Source organism: Novosphingobium sp. SL115 (assembly GCF_026672515.1).
Classification (GTDB): Bacteria; Pseudomonadota; Alphaproteobacteria; order Sphingomonadales; family Sphingomonadaceae; genus Novosphingobium.
Genome location: NZ_JAPPRG010000002.1, coordinates 2,383,786 through 2,401,473 on the forward strand (window position 1 = coordinate 2,383,786; position 17,688 = coordinate 2,401,473).

Sequence of the window (17,688 nt, forward strand, 5' to 3'; positions counted from 1 at the left end):
ATCAAACAGACACTTCAAACATGCACAGGGCCGCTAAAAAGCAGGCAAAACCCAACACAATCGACGGCCCCCAAGCCTTTTATTAGTAAGACTTACATTTTTCTGCAAAGCGTTTGTGCAGTGCAATGAAACGAAATGGTCCAAATTCATGGGGGTGAAAACTTCGGCAGGCCGTGTAATACATCAATCTGTATAACCTTCGGGAGAATTGCATTGCGTATGAATGGTTTGGCGCTGCGCGCAGGGCTACTGCTGACGCTGTTGTTCGCACAGAACGCCACCGCCGCAGAAGGCCCGGCGGCCCCTGCCCCCACCCTTACTTTCGCATTTTCAGTCAAGGCCACGCTTGATCCCGTGGTGGAACAGGGCGAAGTCGACAACGGACGCAGGCGCTTCATCCCGATCACGGGCGGCACCGTCACCGGCCCCGCGCTGACCGGTACGGTCCTGCCCGAAGGCGGTGACTGGCAGGTTATCCTGCCCGGCGGCCTGACCAGCATCGAAGCGCGCTACTACATCAAGGCTGCCGATGGCACCGTCATCGAAGTGACCAACCCCGGCGTGCGCACCGCCAGCACTGATGTGATCGAAAAGCTGGCCAAAGGCGAACCGGTTGATCCGTCAGCCTATTATTTCCGCACCACACCGCGCTTCATGGTAAAGGCAGGCCCGCACGAATGGATGCGCCGCAAGGTCTTCGTCGCGCGCGGCATCCGCAACCCTGACAACGTCGTGATCGATTTTTACACTGTAGAATAGTCGATCAGGCTTCAACCGGCGCTGTGGTCATCCCCAGCGCCGGAATGCCCACCGAACGACGCCCACCATAATCGGTGCGCACCACGATCAGATTGCTCTTTTCCAGATGTTCCAGCAGGCGGCGAATGCGGCCTGATGACCGTGTGCCATAAATTTCGGCCAGTCGGTCATCATCGGGGCACGGCGCACCTTCCACCGCTGCACGCGCCAGCACAAGGAACGGCGCAAGCAAATCATCCGGCACGTCACGCCCGATGCGCAGCAGATCCTGCCACTGCGCTTCACTGTCATCAAAAATCCCGGCAACCGCCATGGCAAAGCGCCTGCGGAAGGCGTTCAGATCCATGCCGGGCAAAATGCGCAACATCCGGCACCGCACGGTAAAATCCTGATAGAGCTGGGCAGCGGGCTGGAACGTGCAATCCGGTTCCTGCGCCATTTCGGCCAGGGTCGAAGCGATGCTGGCGGCAGTTTCCTCGGCTTCGAACAGGCTGGGCGCAACTGGCGGTTCCACCTGTTCAGAAGCAGGCACGTAGCCTTCGATCTGCTCCAGCAATTCGCCGCTTTCCACCACCACCGCTTCCGGTTCTGGCGCGCGCGGCGGCGGTTCCATGGCCAGCGGTTCGGACAGCAAAATCGATTCCATCGCCGCCCCCGCCGCATTGGGCAGCGGCATCAACCCCTGCACCACATTGCGCGCACGGGTCTGCACATCGGCAACACGCACCCCCACCGGACGCCGCGCGATGGCTGGCCCGAGCCCAAGGAAATGCCCGCGCTCCAGATCGCGGATCGTTTCGGCCTGACGGCGCTCCATGCCCAAAAGGTCAGCCGCGCGGGCCATGTCAATATCCAGAAAGGTGCGGCCCATCAGGAAGTTGGACGCTTCTGCCGCCACGTTCTTGGCCAGCTTGGCAAGTCGCTGTGTCGCAATAACGCCTGCAAGCCCGCGCTTTCGGCCACGGCACATCAGGTTGGTCATCGCCGAAAGGCTCAGGCGGCGCACTTCGTCCGAAACGTCGCCCGCCGCAGCCGGCGCAAACATCTGCGCTTCGTCCACCACCACCAGCGCAGGATACCATTCATCGCGCGGGGCATCGAACAGCGTGTTCAGGAACACGGCGGCACAGCGCATCTGCGCTTCCAGTTCCAGCCCGTCCAGTGTCAGGATCACCGATGCACGATGCTTGCGGATACGCGCCGCCAGCTTGGCAATTTCAGTGGCGTCATAGGCCGACCCGTCAACCACGACATGGCCGAACGGTTCAGCCAGCGTCACAAAGTCGCCTTCCGGGTCGATCACCACCTGCTGAACGATGCTGGCGCTTTCCTCCAGCAACCGGCGCAGCAGGTGCGACTTGCCCGACCCGCTGTTGCCCTGCACCAGCAGGCGGGTGGCAAGAAGTTCCTCGACGTCGATCCTGACAGGTGCGCCGGACCGGTCGGCGCCGATGACTATATTTGCGCTCACGCCAGCGTCTGTGGCGAAGGCGCGCAGAGTCGGCAAGGCCGGGGCGTGATGATTTCCCCGGCCTTATGCTGCCTTACCGATACGTTATGCCATCGCCGCGCTTGTAGAGCGGATTGGCGCTGTCATCCGGGCGACCCGGATGCTGGTCTTCCACCGCCTTGGCGGATGATGGCAGTTCGAATGGCAGCTTGCCCTTGGGGCTGGCCTTGCCCGTCACCAGATCCAGCAGCACCGCATCGCTTGCCCCGAACAGGCCGAACAGACCGCTGGCCTTGTCCTTGATTTCGGTCAGCACCGCAGGCCGGTCCAGATCAACCGCAACCACGGTCGGCACTTTGGCCGCAGCGGCAAGGATCATCTTAGTCGCATCGTCGCTAGCGCGGAAATCAAGCCGTCCTTCGTTCTGGCGCGACCCAAAAAAGTGGTTGGGGTGCAGCATTTCATGCGGTGTCGCCACGCGCACCAGCGCCACATCTGCCGCTTCAACGCTGTCAACCACCGTCAGTCCGGCGGCACGCGCATCATCAGTCGATACACCCGAAAGCCAAACCTTGGTCCCGGATTTCAGCGGCAGCAATCCGCCCCGGTTTTCCAGCAGCACCTGCCCGGCGCGCTGGGCTGCATCGGCTTCCGCCTGCGTCGCCTTGCTGCCCACAATCTGCGCAGCCTTGACCGGATCGACATAAGGATTGTCAAACAGGCCAAGGTCAAACTTCAGGCGCAGCACCCGGCGCGCCGCCTCGGTGACGCGCGCTTCGGACACCTTGCCCGCCTTCACTGCGGCCATCAGTGGCGCGGGATTGTCCACCCCGCCAAACTGGTCAATCCCCGCATTGGCGCCCATGGCATAGCGATCTTCCTCGGCAATGTTTTCAACGCCCCACGGCATCGCAATGGCAAAGCCCTGTGGCTTTTCCGTTGTCGGGGCCATGCACTGTTCGGGGCAGGTATTGGTAATCGCCCAATCGGAAATCACGATGCCGCCAAACTTTTTGGTCCCGCGCAGCAGCCCGTCGATCAACGGCTTGCTGAACCCCGCTCCCACTTGCGGCAGCGGCTTGCCATCAATGCTGACACCTTCGGCAATGACGTAGGTCGGCATCACGCCCGCAGATTTCGCCGCCAGCGCGCCATCGAACGCCGCCACGTGCTGCGCAAAACTTTCATTGTCCAGCTTGGCGATGCGGCCATAATAGTTATGCCCGTCAAACCCTTCTGGTTCTGCGCCATAGCCGACCCAGTGCTTCACGATGGTTGCCACACCCGTTTTCACCAGACCATCGGCGCTACCCTGAAACCCGCGAACATAGGCCCCGGCAAGCCGCGATACAGTGGCAGGATCAGACCCGAACGTCGCCGTGCCACGCGGCCAGCGCGGTTCGGTGAACAGGTCTGCTTGCGGCGACAGCGCCATCTGGATGCCGACCGCGCGATATTCGCCCGCCACCAGCTTGCCGAACCGTTCCACCAGCGCTTCATCGCCAATAGCCGCCATGCCCAGCGTTTCGGGCCACTTGGAAAATCCGCTGGCATCGGCACTGGCTCCTACAACAACCTGAAAGTGGTTGCGCGGATCGGTGCTGATCGTCGCCGGAATGCCAAGGCGCGTAGCCTCGGCCAGCTTCTGGATCGCGTTGTTTTCGTTCGAGAAGGTCACAGGATCAGGCGCAATGCGGGTGATGAAGCTGTTCACCCCCCGCGCCAGCAATTCCTGCGCCAGCGTCTTGTCATAGGCCTTGCCCACGCCAATCCCGCGTCCGCCTTCGGCCTGAAGCGTGCCGTGCAACATCAGCGCGACCTTTTCCTCCAGCGTCATGCGCGCCAACAGGTCATCCAGCCGCTTTTCCACCGGCAGCGCGGTGTTTTCATAGACGTCACGCTTGCCGTTATGGTTCAGATCGCGGAATGCGGGCTTGGCTATGGCAGTACCGCCAAAGGCCAGCAGGGCGGCCCCTGCCACCAACGCAGCACGCAAGGAAAAGGAACAGGCGGAGCGGCTGTGGCGGTGCATCGATTCTCTTCCCGGATTTTTTCTGACAGCGCTAGACAAACCGAAAACTAACCGCATCGCGTCAAATTGAAAACCCCAAAACAAAAAGCGGCCCAGACAGAAACGGCGACGTGGCCGATCCGTGCCACGCCGCCGCCCTGCGACCCGAAAGGCTGAGAGGGGGAATCAGCCTTTGGGGAATCAAACCTGTCGGATCAGGTAATCAAACGCCGAAAGCGCCGCCTTCGAACCTTCGCCCATGGCAATCACGATCTGCTTGTAAGGAACAGTCGTCGCGTCCCCGGCAGCAAAGACACCCGGCAGGCTGGTGGCGCCGCGCGCATCGATCTCGATCTCGCCACGCGGCGAAAGCTCGATCGTGCCCTTTAGCCATTCGGTGTTGGGCACCAGGCCGATCTGCACGAAGATGCCCTCCAGTTCGACCGTGTGCAGAACTTCGCTGGCGCGGTCCTTATAAACAAGGCCTGTCACTTTCGCGCCATCGCCCAGCACTTCGGTCGTCAGGGCCGACCGTAACGATGGTGACATTGGGCAGGCTGCGCAGCTTGGTCTGCAGCACCGCATCGGCGCGAAGCTGGCTGTCGAATTCGATCAGCGTGACATGAGCAACGATCCCGGCAAGGTCGATGGCCGCTTCCACGCCCGAATTGCCGCCGCCAATCACCGCCGTCCGCTTGCCCTTGAACAACGGACCATCGCAGTGCGGGCAATAGGCCACGCCCTTGTTGCGATAATCGTCTTCACCGGGCACGCCCATCTGCCGCCAGCGCGCGCCGGTGGACAGGATCAACGTCTTCGACTTCAGGCTGGCACCGTTCTCAAGCCGCACTTCATGCAGACCATCGGCACCTGCGGGCACCAGTTCCACCGCCTTCTGCACATTCATAACGTCAACGTCATATTCCTTCACGTGCTGTTCCAGATGCGCGGCCAGCTTCGGCCCTTCGGTGTGCGGAACCGAAATGAAGTTCTCGATTGCCATGGTGTCCAGCACCTGCCCGCCAAAGCGTTCGGCCACGACACCCGTGCGAATGCCCTTGCGCGCGGCATAGATCGCCGCCGCAGCGCCAGCGGGTCCACCGCCCACAACCAGCACGTCAAATGCATCTTTGGCCGCAATCTTTTCCGCCGCACGCGCTGATGCATTGGTGTCCAGCTTGGCCACGATCTGCGCCAGATCCATGCGGCCCGAACCGAACGGCTGCCCGTTCAGAAACACGGTCGGCACAGCCATGATCTGGCGACGCTCCACCTCATCCTTGAACAGCGCACCGTCGATGGCAACGTGGCTGACATTGGGGTTCAGCGCCGCCATGATGTTCAGCGCCTGCACCACGTCGGGGCAGTTCTGGCAGGTGAGCGAAAAGAACGTCTCGAAATGCAGCGGGCCATCAAGACCGCGCACCTGATCCAGCAGTTCGGCATCTTCCTTGGGCGGGTGGCCGCCAACATGCAGCAGCGCAAGGATCAATGAAGTGAATTCATGCCCCATCGGCAGGCCCGCAAACACCGCCTCTGCGCGGCCTTCATCAGCGCGAATGGCAAAGCTGGGCACACGTTCGTCAGTACCATCGAAGCGCGCGGTAACCTTGTCGGATTGTGCGGCCACTTCCTCGACCAGACTGCGCATTTCGGCGGCCTTGGCGCTGTCGTCCAGCGTGGCCACCAGTTCAATCGGGCGGCGCAGATTGCCAAGGTAAGCCTTGAGCTGGGCAGTGGTGGCGGCGTCGAGAACGGGCATGGTCAAACCTTTCGGACATACGGGGTCGCGCGTCACCGTCTGGTCGGCGCACGGGTGGATCAATGCGATGATGTGATCTGGGGTTGCGTGGAACCGGCGGGCTGCCCGTAATCGGCGCAGCCCGTCCGGCGGCTTATGGCAGGAAGATCAGCCCCACGCGGCGACCTCCCTGCCGGGGGACATCAGATCTTGCCGACGAGGTCGATCGAAGGAGCAAGCGTTTCTGCACCTTCTTCCCACTTGGCCGGGCAAACCTGGCCGGGATTTTCGCGCCAGTACTTGGCAGCCTTGATCTTGCGGACCAGTTCAGCAGCGTTGCGGCCCACACCTTCAGGCGTGATTTCGACAAGCTGGATCGTGCCGTCGGGATCGGTCACGAAAGTGCCGCGGTCAGCAAGACCAACGCCTTCGCGCAGGATGCCGAAGTTGTTCGAGATCGTGTGGTTCTGGTCGCCCAGCATGTAATAGCTGATCTTGCCGATGGCGGGCGAGCTGTCGTGCCATGCCTTGTGGCTGAAGTGCGTGTCGGTCGACACCGAATATACTTCGACGCCCATGCCCTGAAGCTCGGCATAGCTGTCGGCAAGGTCTTCCAGTTCGGTCGGGCAGACGAAGGTGAAGTCGGCCGGGTAGAAGAAGAACACGCCCCACTTGCCCACAACGTCCGTGTCGCTGACATCAACGAACTTGCCCTGATGGAAAGCGGTCGCCTGGAAAGGCTTCAGCTTGGTTCCGACGATCGACATAGACTCAAATCCTTCTGATTGGTCGTGGTTGAATTGCGTTGTGATTGGCGAAGTAGTGCATGGAACGCGGAATTTCCAATGCACAATTCCGCCCTGTTTGATTGATTGCGTCGATCAATAGCTTCTCTGGGCGCACTTTTCCCGACAAAACAGGCCCTTGCCCAAAAGGATAGCCAAAGATTCTGTGTTTCGAAAAATCCTTTATTTTCGGTTTGTTAATTCGCATGCGTGCATTTTTTGCATGCCGCCTGGCGATTTCCGCACTTGAAATCCTTTCGCAACCAAACCAAGTGGCAAATCGAAACGAAACGATTTCGTTCAATTCTTTTCCAGATGGATGAACCATGGCCTCCTCCCCCGAATCCCATCCTGAAAATGCCCCCGCAAATGAAGGCCGCAAGAAAGCCGTAGGACGCATCGCGCTGGCGGCACTGGCGCTAGGCGCAGTCTATGGCGCATGGTCGCTGTATGATTATCAGACCGTCGGTCGCTTCATGCAGGACACCGATGACGCCTATGTGAAGGCGGATGGCGTCACCGTCAGTTCCAAGCTGGCAGGCTATGTCCGCACGGTCGGCGTCACCGACAACCAGCAAGTGTCCGACGGCGCACTGCTGGTGCAGATCGATTCCACCGATTTCGACACCCGCCTTGCCCAAAGCAGCGCGCAAGTTGACGTCGCCCGCGCCACCGAAGCCGCCACGCTCGCCTCGATCAACGAAGCGCAATCGGCGGTCGGACAGGCCCGCGCCGCGCTTCAGGCCTCGCAGCGCGATCTGGCTTACCTCAACGGCGAAGTTGCCCGCATGCGCCCACTGGTGGCCAGTGGTGCCGAACCGCGTCAAGGCTTCGACCAGCTCGTCGCCAACCGTGACAAGTCCGCCGCCGATGTCGCTGCCAAGCAGGCCGCGCTGTCCGCCGCCAGCGACCGCGTAGTCAGCGCCCGCGCGCAGGCGGGTCAGTCCGCCGCACAGATCAAGGCCGCCGAAGCGCAGCGCAAAGCCGCCAGCAACGATCTTGCCACCACCCGCCTTGTCGCACCCATCGCAGGCAAGATCGGCAATTCCACCGTCCGCGTCGGTCAATACGTCACGCCGGGCCAGCGCCTTATGACCATCGTACCGACGCAGGCGATTTATGTCGAAGCCAACTTCAAGGAAACGCAGATTGGTCTGATGCGCCCCGGCCAGCCGGTGACCGTGCATGTCGATGCTCTGCCCGATGTCGATTTCCACGGCTCTGTCGAAAGCATCACGCCGGGCACCGGCGCCAACTTTTCGCTGATTCCGCCGCAGAACGCCACCGGCAACTTCACCAAGATCGTCCAGCGCGTGCCCGTGCGCATCCGCATCAACGCTGGGCCGGAATCGCGCAAGGTGCTGGTGCCCGGTCTGTCGCTGCATGTCGAGGTTGACACCCGCAACGCCAAATCGGCCATTGAATCTATCCGTGAAGAACAGGATCGGGTGACCTCGAAGTGAGCGCCGCCAGCCTGACCGGCGAGGATATGGAGGGAGCCACCCTTCCCCCACCTCCGCCCGCCACGCCCGAAAAGGCCGACGCCACGGCATGGATGGGCGTAGCCGCAGGAGCCATCGGCTCGCTGATGGCCACACTCGACATATCCATTGTCAACGCCTCGCTCCCCACCATTCAGGGCGAAATCGGCGCATCGTCCAGCGAAGGGACGTGGATTGCCACGGCCTATCTCGTGGCCGAAATCATCATCATCCCGCTCACCGCATGGCTTGAGCGCGTGTTCGGCCTGCGTCGCTTCCTGATGATCGCCACCGCGCTGTTCACTGTGTTCTCGATCATGTGCGGGCTTTCCACTTCGCTCACCATGATGATCCTTGGCCGCATCGGGCAAGGCTTCACCGCAGGCGCGATGATCCCCACCGCGCTCACCATCATCGCAACCCGATTGCCGCCTTCGCAGCAGCCCATCGGCACCGCCCTGTTCGGTTCCACCGTCATCATGGGGCCTGTCATGGGGCCTCTGGTCGGCGGCTGGCTGACCGAGAATTTCAGTTGGCACTATGCCTTCTTCGTCAACGTGCCGATCAGCATCATCCTCATGGTCCTGCTCTTTGTCGGTCTGCCCAAAGGCAAGATGAAGCTGGGTGAACTTATCAATGCCGACTGGTTCGGCGTGATCGGCATGGTGCTCGGCCTTGGCGGCATTACCGTCGTCCTGGAAGAAGGCCACCGCGAACAGTGGTTTGAATCCGCGCTGATCTGGCAATTGACCGCCATGACCGTGCTGGGCTTCGTGATGATTGGCATCGGGCAAGTCTATGCCAAACGCCCGGTCATTAAACTTGCCCTGTTGCGCAACCGTGCCTTTGCAGCGGTATTCACGCTGTCGCTGGTACTGGGCGCGGTCATGTTCGGCACGGCCTATGTCATTCCGCAATTCCTTGCCGCCGTGGCCGATTACAACGCATTGCAAGCGGGCAAGATCGTGTTTCTTTCGGGCATTCCCGCTGCACTGATGATGCCCATGTTCCCCATCCTTGTTGCACGGGTGGATCTGCGCGTAATTGTGGGCACCGGCATCATCCTGCTTGGCCTGTCGTGCTACATGGACGTCAGCCTTACCGCCCAGTCACGCGGCAGCGATTTCGTGGTGACCCAGCTCTTGCGCGGGCTTGGTACTGTGTTCTGTATGCTGTTCCTCAATCAGGCCGCCATCAGTTCGGTGTCTGTCGAGGAAGCCGGTGACGGTGCAGGCCTGTTCAACGCAGGTCGTAACCTTGGCGGTTCCATTGGTCTCGCCCTGCTTGCCACGCTGCAGGATGAACGCTGGGAATTTCACCGCTGGAGCCTGCACAGCGCGCTGGGGGCCAACAACCTCAACGTGCAGGATTGGGTCAGCCAGCAGGCGATGACGTATGGCGGCGGCCCCGATGGCATGGCCGCAGCGCTCAGGTCGCTTGACGGGCAGGTGCTGCGCGAAGCTCTGGTCATGGCCTTCAACGATGATTTCATGGCGCTGACCGTGGGCATTGTGCTCGTCGCGCCGCTTGTTCTGCTCCTGCGCCCGCTTCCCAAGGGCTACCACGCAAAGGCTGCACACTGATGATTGCCCCCCAGACCCTCCGCCGCGCCGCCGCGACCTCGTTGCTGGCGCTGGCACTGGCCGGATGCGCCACCGTTGGCCCGGACTATGCCGGTGCCCCTGCCTCCGCCCCGCAGGCCGCATCGCGCGGAGCCTTCATTCGCGCCGATACCGCCGCCAACACGGCGGCCCCCGCCGCACGTTGGTGGGAAAGCCTCAGCGATCCGGTGCTGAACCAGCTTGTCGACAGCGCACTGGCCGATGCCCCAACCATCGCGGCGGCCAATGCCCGCGTGGCGCAATCGCGCGCATCGCTTGCTGCCAATCGCACGGCAGTTCTGCCCACGGTCAACGCATCGGGCATGGCACCTTATATCAACGTGCCGGGCAATCTGTTTGGCGAAGGCGGCGGGCGGGATGAAATCAACGCCTACAACATCGGCTTCGACGCCTCGTGGGAACTTGACCTGTTCGGCGGTACCCGTCGGAAGATCGAGGCAGCCAGTGCGCGCGCAGAGGCCGCTCAGGCTGGTGCAGCGGACGCTCGCGTCACGCTCTCGGCTGAACTCGCCCGCGCTTATGTCGGCCTCCGCGCCCGACAGGCCATGGTCGCGCTACAGGAACGGCAGGCCGCCATCGACACCGAACTGGTCACCCTCGCTCGCCAGCGCTTCACCGCAGGCACAACCGCGCGCCAGCCGGTCAACGCTGCCGAAGCGCAAAGCTTCACCAGCGAATCCGATCTGGCCAAAAGCCGTGCGGAAATCGCGGTCCTGATGGACCAGATTTCCGTGCTCACCGGAAAGGAACCCGGCGCGCTCGACGCCCTGCTTTCGGCCCCCGCTGCTATTCCGCTGCCCCCCGCCGAAGTTGCTGTGGGCGATCCCGCTCTGCTTCTGCGCAGCCGTCCCGATATCCGCATGGCCGAACGCCAGCTTGCAGCCGCCAATGCCGATGTCGGCGCAAAGATCGCGGACAAGTTCCCCAAGATCTCGTTCATGGGCCTGCTCGGCCTTGGCGGGCAGAACATCGGTGATGTTGTCGATCCCGGCAATATCGTCGGCCTTGTTCTGCCGCGCATCCAGTGGTCGTTGTTCGATGGTGGCCGCGCCAATCGGCAGGTCGATGTGGCCAAGGGCGCTTATGCCGAAGCCGAAGCCAACTATCGCCGCACCGTGCTGGCAGCGCTTCAGGATGCCGAAGGTTCGCTGGCCCGCTTTGGCGCGCAACGTGTTGCTTTCGCCAAGACCGTGGACGCAGAAAACCGCGCGCGCCGTAACGTCGATCTACAACAACAGCGCCTTTCCGCAGGCACCATTCGCCGCACTGACCGGCTTGATGCAGAACGTCAGGCACTACAACTGGCGATGGCTGCAAACTCGGCAAAGGCAGATCTCACCAGTGGCTTTATCGCCGTGGAAAAAGCCCTTGGTCTTGGCTGGAATACCCCGGAGCCGCAGAAATGAGCCGGTTTCGTCCATTTTATAGTATATTGACTCTGCTGACAGCTAAGGCAGTCTCCTCTCACGAAACGTCGCAAAGACGAGAAGGTGAGACGGATGAGCTGGATTACGGACGCGGGCCGCCGCTTCTGGCAGGCCTATTGCGAAGGACTGGAAATGTCGTGTCCGCTGCACGCGCCCAAGCTGGGCGGCAGTATGGCAGACAAGCTGGCAGAGCGTTTCTGCGAGCGGGACCGCAATCATGACGGAGCGGCAAGACCCATCGGGGCCGAACAGCCCACCGTCCACTGATGAAAATTCCTGCAAGATCGGCGTGACCTGCGCCGTTTTTGCCAGCAAACGCGGGCGCCCATCGCTGGAAGAAGCGCAGCGCCTGCCGGTGCGCATTCTTGAAGCTGGATGGGAAGTCCTGCGCGATCAGGGGTTTGACGCCTTTACCTTTGATCGCGTCGCGCGCCATGCCCGTATTGGCAAGGCCACCATCTACGCCCGCTTTTCAGGCAAACGCGAATTTCTCGAAGCGCTTCTCTGTCACAAGGTTGAGGAGCGCCGCGTTTCGGTCATGGCGATTGGCGACGGCTTGCCCATGGTGGAACGCTTTTGCCTGCGCGCCGCGCTGGTCGTGCAAATCCTGCTCTCACCCGATGGCATGATGATGGAACGGCTGTTCGACTGGTGCGATCAGGAATTCGGCGATGATGAAATCAACTATCGTTACGCCATGTTTGCCGATGCACTGGTCAATATCGAGGCCGAACTGCGCGAAGCGGCGACCGACGAAGGCATCCAGATAGACGACTATCCGCTGGCCGCGCGCTTCTGGCTGGAAGGTCTGCTCGGCCATGCCAAACTCATCGGCAGCGCCCGCACGTTTGATCGCGCGGAAACCGAACGCTGGGCGCGCAGCTACTCCGAATTTTTCTTCGCAGGCCTTCGCGTTCAAACCTGATCGGCTTCAGTCCCCTTGTCGCGTCGCTTTCAGCGTAAAGTCCACGCCCACCGCATCCTTCATCTGATCGGTGGCAGAAAATTCGGATTCGCCTACGCCAAAGGCTAGACGCTGCAATGTCGTGCTGCCCGAAGCGATGGCCTTGTTGCCATCGATCTTCAGCGCGAAGTTGACCGCCACAGGCCGCGACTTTCCGTGCAGCGACAACGTGCCATTGGCGACATAGCGCCCTTCGCCGCGCTTGCGGATCGCGCTGGAAACAAACCTTGCCTGCGGCTGCGCAGCCGTACCGAAAAAGCTCTCGCCCTTCAGCATATCGTCGCGCTGCCCGTCACCACTTTCCACCGACGCCAGATCTATCGTCACCCGGATCGATGAGCCGGGCAGGTCATCGGGATCGAACACGATCGCCGCATCCCAACGGTTGAACGTGCCCCGAATCGCCTCGCCGCTATATTCAGCCGTAAAGCCCAGACGCCCGCCCTTTTCCAGCTTCCACGGGCTTGCCTTGGCACTGGCCGCCAGTTCGGACGCCACGGCAGAAGGCTCTGCCTCAACCGCCACGTCGCTCGCCGCGGCGGGAGGCTCCTCAATATCTGGCATATCCGAAGAGCTCGGCTCAACCACAGGCGCAGTTGGCAGTGTGGGGGCAAATGTCATCGAACGTCCCGCCGTCATCGCCAGAAAGCCGCCCACAATGGCCACCACTGCTGCAATACCCACAGCCTTGTGGCTGGCAATCGCCGCAGGCATCATCCGCCCGATCACGTCTTCGCGCTTGAAGTGGTGATACAGTGCGCCTGCAACGTGCAGCGCAATCAGCAACAGCCCCACGAACGCCAGCAGGCCGTGCAGCCCTTCCGCCGGATCATGCAGCGCAGCACTTACCGGGAGGTCGGGCCATGGCACCGTGCCAAACAGCATTGTTTGCAACCGCACTTTGGCGGTGGAAACGATCACCCACCCCGTCAGCGGCCCCAGGATCATCACACCATAGAGCGCCGCATGAACCGCACTTGCCAGTAATGTCTGCGCTTTCGATGCCGGAACCGGCGCAGGGCGCGGCTTGGCAAAACGCACCGCAAGCCGCGCAAGGCTGAACAGCAGGATCGCGATGCCCACCGATTTGTGGAACTGATATCCAGTAAACTGCGCCACGCCTTTGGGCAGCTCTTCCAGCGCCCATCCCAACCCGATCTGGAACAGCAACAGCGCAGCGATGATCCAGTGCAAGGCAATCGCGGCGCCGGAATAGCGGGCCGGTGGAAGTGTGGTCATTGATGGCATCTCCCGTATCGCAACGGTTATGGCCGGGAACCGTGGCTCTTGTCCATCCACAGTGCGTCCATGGCAAAGTCACGGAACCGCGCTAGTCGCTCCGCCTCGCTCTCTTCACCATAAGTTGCGCGCGCATTTTCGCGCCCATCGGGCAGCCCGCGCGGCGGAATGTCCAGCGCCGCCGCCGTGACAAAACGGATACGCCACGCCAGATCGCGCGGGCACACACCCGGCAGGCACGCTTCAAAAGCCGCCTGAACTTGCGTCACCCCATCGGCCATAACCGCCCAGATTCGCGCGTTAAGGTCTGTGCCCGAACGCGAAAATACCTCGTCCAGCACCACGATGGCGCGAAATTGCGGGTTCATCGCCGCGCGCGCCCACAACGGCACGACCAGCGCATCCACCGCTCCACCAAAATCCCCCGGCTGCAATGTCGCCAGCAATGTCTTGCGCGCATCGCCCAGCCGCGCCGCATTGCGCAGCGCCAGCTCACCCAGCAGCCCATCGGTATCGCCAAAGTGATAGCGCACCAGTGCAGAGTTCACCCCCGCCTCGTCCGCAATGCGCCGCACGGTCAACGCACGCACGCCTTCGCGCACCACCACACGCTCGGCCCCGGCCAGCAATCGGTCGGGCGTTGTAAGGCTTTCAGTAACAGATGCCATGACAAGCGTCATACCAGCGTCGACGAACGTGCGATATGCCCTCTCGCATCCATCCTGATCGCACCTAAATTGGCCTCAGTTCACTTACGGAGACATTCATGTCCAACAAGTCCATGGCAGCACCACCGCAGCACCGGCATCGCTGACGATATCGATTTCGAGATCAAGGGACAGGAACTCCAGTTCCTCGAAATCGAACTCGACCCCGGTGAAAGCGCGGTTGCCGAAGCAGGCGCACTGGTCTGGAAAGACGGCACGGTGGGCATGACCACCGTGTTCGGCGACGGCAGCGGCGATAGTGGCGGCGGCTTCATGGGCAAGCTGCTGGGCGCAGGCAAGCGGCTGGTCACGGGCGAAAGCCTGTTCACCACGGTCTTCACCCACAACGGCCACGGCAAGGCCCGCGTCGCGTTCGCCTCCCCCACCCCCGGCGCGATCCTGCCGATCAAGCTGTCCGATGTCGGCGGCACGCTGATCTGCCAGAAGGACAGCTTCCTTGCCGCGGCAAAGGGCGTATCCATCGGTATCGCCTTCCAGCGCAAGGTGATGACCGGGCTGTTCGGCGGCGAAGGCTTCATCATGCAAAAGCTCGATGGCGATGGCTGGGTCTTCGTCCAGATGGGCGGCACGCTGGTTGAAAAGGAACTGCGCGCGGGCGAAGAACTGCACGTCGATACCGGCTGCCTTGCCGCTTACACCCCGTCCATCGATTTCGATCTGGTCACTGCCGGCGGCGTCCGCTCGGTCCTGTTCGGCGGCGAAGGCCTGTTCTTTGCCCGCCTGCGCGGCCCCGGAAAAGTGTGGATTCAATCGCTGCCATTCTCACGCCTTGCTGGGCGTATGCTGGCCGCAGCCGGTTCCAGCGGCGGGCAGAACCGGGGCGAAGGATCGCTGCTGGGTGGCCTGGGTGATTTCATCGGCGGGAACCACTGATCCAAAGAAAAAAGGGCCGGTGGCGCAAACCACCGGCCCATAAGTTCCGCATGCGCTGCGGGGTGGCTTAGAAGCTGGACCGCACGGTAAAGCCCCAGGTCCGCGGATCGCCGGGAAGGCCTGCGATCAACCCGGTGTTGCCGGGGCCAACGAAAAGCTGTTCGAAATAGTTCTGGTCAAAGGCGTTACGCACCCAGCCATAGATGTCGAAACCGCTTTCCGTGCGGAACCCTGCGCGGAAGTTCGACAGCGAATAGCCATCGATATTGGTATAGATCGAAGGCGTCGGGTTGGACGAAAAGTCCGAACGATAGCTGCCATCATAGCCGAAATAGACCTGGCCCTCACGGCTCAGGAAATTGACCGGCGCATTGGCTTCAAACCCGAACGAGAACGACCACTTCGAAACGCCCGGCAGGCGCTGGCCCGAAATGTCGCACGACGCAGGGCTTACAGCCGTGCCCGCAACGCCAAGGTTCGGGTTGTTGACGCAGCTTACCGTGGCGCTGCTGCTCGATCCGCCCGAAAGTTCCGGCGGCGTCGGCGCATCCACAAACTTGCGATAGGTCGCATCGGTATAGGCACCGTTGACATAAGCATTGAACCGGTCGCTCGGACGGACCGAGAAATCGGCCTCGATCCCCTGTGAACGCACCGCTTCGGCATTCGCCAGATAGCCGCGCAGCACGCCGAACTGGCCGTTGTTCACATTGGCCTGATAGTCCTTGATGTCAGTGCGGAACGCCGAAAGATTGAAGATGGCGCGGCGATCCCAGAACTCGGTCTTGATGCCCGCTTCATAGTGCTGCACCGATTCCGGCTTCACCGTCGCTGCGGCAAGGATCGGGTTGTTAGATGTATCGGTGGGCACGCCGTTCTGGTTGATCCCGCCCGATTTGAACGTCTTGGCATAAGTCGCATAAACCAGCACGCCCGGCGCCGCCTTATAGCTGGCGGTGAAGTCATAGCTGAAATTCCAGTCGCTGAACTGCGGTGAAATTTCCTGCGGGGTAAAGATCGCCAACTGCGCGGTTTTCACCGCATTGGTCGTGCCATCGATCAGGATTTCGGTGCCAGCAGCGTTGAATACGCGGCGCTGATAGAACCCGTCCTTCTTGTCATAGTTCAGGCGCAGACCCGGCTGAATGGTGAACTCCGGCGTCACCTTCCAGCTTCCCTGCCCATAAAGTGCGACGCTGGTGTTCTTCAAATACTGCGTGTTCAGCGCGGTCAAACCGTTCAGAACATTGGAATTATACAGCGCGTTTGTGGGGGCAAGGTTCCACTTGGTCGATGCGCTGCCGTGCGCTTCGGTGCCCTGCGTGTCGATCCGCTGATAAAAACCGAACGCACCCACCACAAAGTCGAACCGGTCGCCGCTGTAGTTATAGCGCAGTTCCTGCGTGTACTGGTCCTGCTGCGACGGGTTCTGCGATTTGCTGACGATGGGCAACCCGGTAAAGTCGCGGTCATTCTGCGGCTGCCAGTCCCAGAACCGCCATGCCGTAACCGACGTCAGTGTGCCCGGACCCACATCCCACTTCACCTTGATCGACGCGCCGCCAATCTTGTTCCCCGCCTGCAGCGTGGAATCCAGATCGCTCAAGCGGTCGAACGGATTGGTGCTTGGTACGGAATAACCCTGCGCTGCGGCAAGGGCTGCAAACTGGCGGCTAGCGCTGCGCTGGGTGGTGCCGGTGCGGACATAGACCGAACCGCAGCACACCGCATCCTGTTCGCTGTAATCGCCCGCGAGCGTAATGCTCAGCGCTTCACTGGGCTTGAACAGCAGTTGCCCGCGCAAGCCAAGGTTGTCCTGGCTCTGTATCCACTGGTTCGACGTCACATTGTAAATCGTGCCCCGGCGGCTGGTCGAAGACACCGCGAGGCGTGCAGCCAGCGTATCGGTGATCGGGCCTGAAACGGCAGCCTTGGCCTGAACATAATTCAGGTTGCCCACGCTCACTTCGGCCTTGCCTTCAAAATCGAAGGTCGGCTGGTTGGTGGTGATGTTGATCGCGCCGGCCGTCGTGTTCTTGCCATACAGCGTGCCCTGCGGCCCGCGCAGAACTTCAATCTGCTTCACGTCCAGAAAGTCGAACGTGGCCGATGCAACGCGCGCATTGTAAACGTCGTCGATATAGATGCCGACGCCCTGCTCGATCCCGTCGTTGGTCAGGCCGAACGGCACGCCAAGGCCACGGATGTTCACCGCCGTATTGCGCGGGTTGGACGAATAGAACTGCAAGGTCGGGGTCAGTTGCTGCAAACGGCCCACGTTAAAGCTGCCGGTGCTGTCGATATGTTCGCCCCCGACCACCGAAATGGCCAGCGGCACATCCTGCGCGGTTTCAGCGCGGCGGCGGGCGGTAACGACAATAGTGCCGCTATCATTGGCCCCGGTCCCAACGGACGATTCCTGCACATCTGCAGGGCCCGTGGTCGTAGAACCGGTGGTGGCAGGAACGGTTTCTTCAGCGAACGCGCTGGTCGAAGCGCCAAACGCAGCAAGGGCAAAGGGCGCAGCCCCCGCCAGAAGCAGGACACGGAAATTCATCGCAGGACCTCATGTGGTGTTCCCGAACGATGCTTCCGGTGGTCCGGTCAG

The 17,688-nt window shown here is 61.5% G+C and carries 14 protein-coding genes and 1 pseudogene; 7 read left to right on the top strand and 8 right to left on the bottom strand.

The features are described 5' to 3' along the window. Positions 1–219 precede the first annotated feature (219 nt). Positions 220–759, top strand: a complete 540-nt coding sequence (locus OVA07_RS13010; RefSeq protein WP_268172712.1) for a DUF3237 domain-containing protein — start codon at positions 220–222, stop codon at positions 757–759. 4 nt (positions 760–763) lie between these two features. Here OVA07_RS13010 and OVA07_RS13015 read toward each other — a convergent pair whose 3' ends face one another. The 5 genes and pseudogenes from OVA07_RS13015 to OVA07_RS13035 all read right to left on the bottom strand — a co-directional run bounded on the left by OVA07_RS13015 (position 764) and on the right by OVA07_RS13035 (position 7,074). Then, the gene (locus OVA07_RS13015) at positions 764–2,230 is read right to left on the bottom strand and encodes an ATP-binding protein (RefSeq protein WP_268171869.1); all 1,467 of its coding nucleotides are present in this window, start codon (positions 2,228–2,230) and stop codon (positions 764–766) included. A 73-nt stretch (positions 2,231–2,303) separates the two neighbouring features. Continuing rightward, positions 2,304–4,241 carry a glycoside hydrolase family 3 protein gene (locus tag OVA07_RS13020; RefSeq protein WP_268171870.1) on the bottom strand — a complete coding sequence of 646 codons (1,938 nt, stop codon included), beginning with the start codon at positions 4,239–4,241 and terminating at the stop codon, positions 2,304–2,306. 180 nt (positions 4,242–4,421) lie between these two features. Further along, positions 4,422–5,982: pseudogene (gene ahpF, locus OVA07_RS13025) on the bottom strand (alkyl hydroperoxide reductase subunit F). Positions 5,983–6,164: 182 nt separating this feature from the next. Next, complete coding sequence (gene ahpC / locus OVA07_RS13030; protein WP_268171871.1) at positions 6,165–6,728, bottom strand: alkyl hydroperoxide reductase subunit C; 564 nt, start codon at positions 6,726–6,728, stop codon at positions 6,165–6,167. Positions 6,729–6,732: 4 nt separating this feature from the next. Continuing rightward, positions 6,733–7,074 (bottom strand): hypothetical protein, encoded by a 342-nt coding sequence (locus tag OVA07_RS13035; protein WP_268171872.1) that lies wholly within the window; start codon positions 7,072–7,074, stop codon positions 6,733–6,735. On the opposite strand from OVA07_RS13035, the gene OVA07_RS13040 reads away from it, so the two are divergent. The 5 genes from OVA07_RS13040 (at position 7,073) to OVA07_RS13060 (ending at position 12,201) form a co-directional block, all read left to right on the top strand. Beyond that, on the top strand, positions 7,073–8,209 hold the full coding sequence (locus OVA07_RS13040; protein ID WP_268171873.1) for an HlyD family secretion protein: 1,137 nt from the start codon (positions 7,073–7,075) through the stop codon (positions 8,207–8,209). The two genes, OVA07_RS13035 and OVA07_RS13040, sit on opposite strands and share 2 nt — an antisense overlap. A 26-nt stretch (positions 8,210–8,235) precedes the next feature. Next, positions 8,236–9,810: a DHA2 family efflux MFS transporter permease subunit gene (locus OVA07_RS13045; protein ID WP_268172713.1), complete on the top strand. Its 1,575-nt coding sequence runs from the start codon at positions 8,236–8,238 to the stop codon at positions 9,808–9,810. Beyond that, complete coding sequence (locus tag OVA07_RS13050) at positions 9,810–11,255, top strand: efflux transporter outer membrane subunit (protein ID WP_268171874.1); 1,446 nt, start codon at positions 9,810–9,812, stop codon at positions 11,253–11,255. Before OVA07_RS13045 ends, OVA07_RS13050 begins: the two co-directional genes overlap by 1 nt. 93 nt (positions 11,256–11,348) lie before the next feature. Further along, complete coding sequence (locus tag OVA07_RS13055; protein ID WP_268171875.1) at positions 11,349–11,543, top strand: hypothetical protein; 195 nt, start codon at positions 11,349–11,351, stop codon at positions 11,541–11,543. Positions 11,544–11,565: 22 nt separating this feature from the next. After that, positions 11,566–12,201, top strand: a complete 636-nt coding sequence (locus OVA07_RS13060) for a TetR/AcrR family transcriptional regulator (protein ID WP_268171877.1) — start codon at positions 11,566–11,568, stop codon at positions 12,199–12,201. 6 nt (positions 12,202–12,207) lie between these two features. Here the strand turns inward: OVA07_RS13060 and OVA07_RS13065 are convergent, their stop codons facing one another. Together OVA07_RS13065 and OVA07_RS13070 are read right to left on the bottom strand one after the other, a co-directional pair. Beyond that, complete coding sequence (locus OVA07_RS13065) at positions 12,208–13,479, bottom strand: YceI family protein (RefSeq protein WP_268171878.1); 1,272 nt, start codon at positions 13,477–13,479, stop codon at positions 12,208–12,210. A 26-nt stretch (positions 13,480–13,505) separates the two neighbouring features. Next, positions 13,506–14,147 carry a TetR/AcrR family transcriptional regulator gene (locus OVA07_RS13070; protein ID WP_268171879.1) on the bottom strand — a complete coding sequence of 214 codons (642 nt, stop codon included), beginning with the start codon at positions 14,145–14,147 and terminating at the stop codon, positions 13,506–13,508. A 69-nt stretch (positions 14,148–14,216) separates the two neighbouring features. Between OVA07_RS13070 and OVA07_RS13075 the strand changes: the two genes are divergently transcribed. Beyond that, positions 14,217–15,080 (top strand): TIGR00266 family protein, encoded by an 864-nt coding sequence (locus OVA07_RS13075; protein ID WP_268171880.1) that lies wholly within the window; start codon positions 14,217–14,219, stop codon positions 15,078–15,080. A 67-nt stretch (positions 15,081–15,147) separates the two neighbouring features. Here the strand turns inward: OVA07_RS13075 and OVA07_RS13080 are convergent, their stop codons facing one another. Further along, positions 15,148–17,637: a TonB-dependent receptor gene (locus tag OVA07_RS13080; protein WP_268171883.1), complete on the bottom strand. Its 2,490-nt coding sequence runs from the start codon at positions 17,635–17,637 to the stop codon at positions 15,148–15,150. Between the last annotated feature and the right edge of the window lie 51 nt (positions 17,638–17,688).

Coding starts and splice junctions, on each gene's coding strand:
- OVA07_RS13045 (WP_268172713.1), top strand. CDS start 8,236: ATGGAGGGAGCCACCCTTCCCCCACCTCCGCCCGCCACGCCCGAAAAG.
- OVA07_RS13065 (WP_268171878.1), bottom strand. CDS start 13,479: ATGACCACACTTCCACCGGCCCGCTATTCCGGCGCCGCGATTGCCTTG.
- OVA07_RS13020 (WP_268171870.1), bottom strand. CDS start 4,241: ATGCACCGCCACAGCCGCTCCGCCTGTTCCTTTTCCTTGCGTGCTGCG.
- OVA07_RS13080 (WP_268171883.1), bottom strand. CDS start 17,637: ATGAATTTCCGTGTCCTGCTTCTGGCGGGGGCTGCGCCCTTTGCCCTT.
- OVA07_RS13070 (WP_268171879.1), bottom strand. CDS start 14,147: ATGGCATCTGTTACTGAAAGCCTTACAACGCCCGACCGATTGCTGGCC.
- OVA07_RS13035 (WP_268171872.1), bottom strand. CDS start 7,074: ATGGTTCATCCATCTGGAAAAGAATTGAACGAAATCGTTTCGTTTCGA.
- OVA07_RS13055 (WP_268171875.1), top strand. CDS start 11,349: ATGAGCTGGATTACGGACGCGGGCCGCCGCTTCTGGCAGGCCTATTGC.
- OVA07_RS13010 (WP_268172712.1), top strand. CDS start 220: ATGAATGGTTTGGCGCTGCGCGCAGGGCTACTGCTGACGCTGTTGTTC.
- OVA07_RS13050 (WP_268171874.1), top strand. CDS start 9,810: ATGATTGCCCCCCAGACCCTCCGCCGCGCCGCCGCGACCTCGTTGCTG.
- ahpC (WP_268171871.1), bottom strand. CDS start 6,728: ATGTCGATCGTCGGAACCAAGCTGAAGCCTTTCCAGGCGACCGCTTTC.
- OVA07_RS13040 (WP_268171873.1), top strand. CDS start 7,073: ATGGCCTCCTCCCCCGAATCCCATCCTGAAAATGCCCCCGCAAATGAA.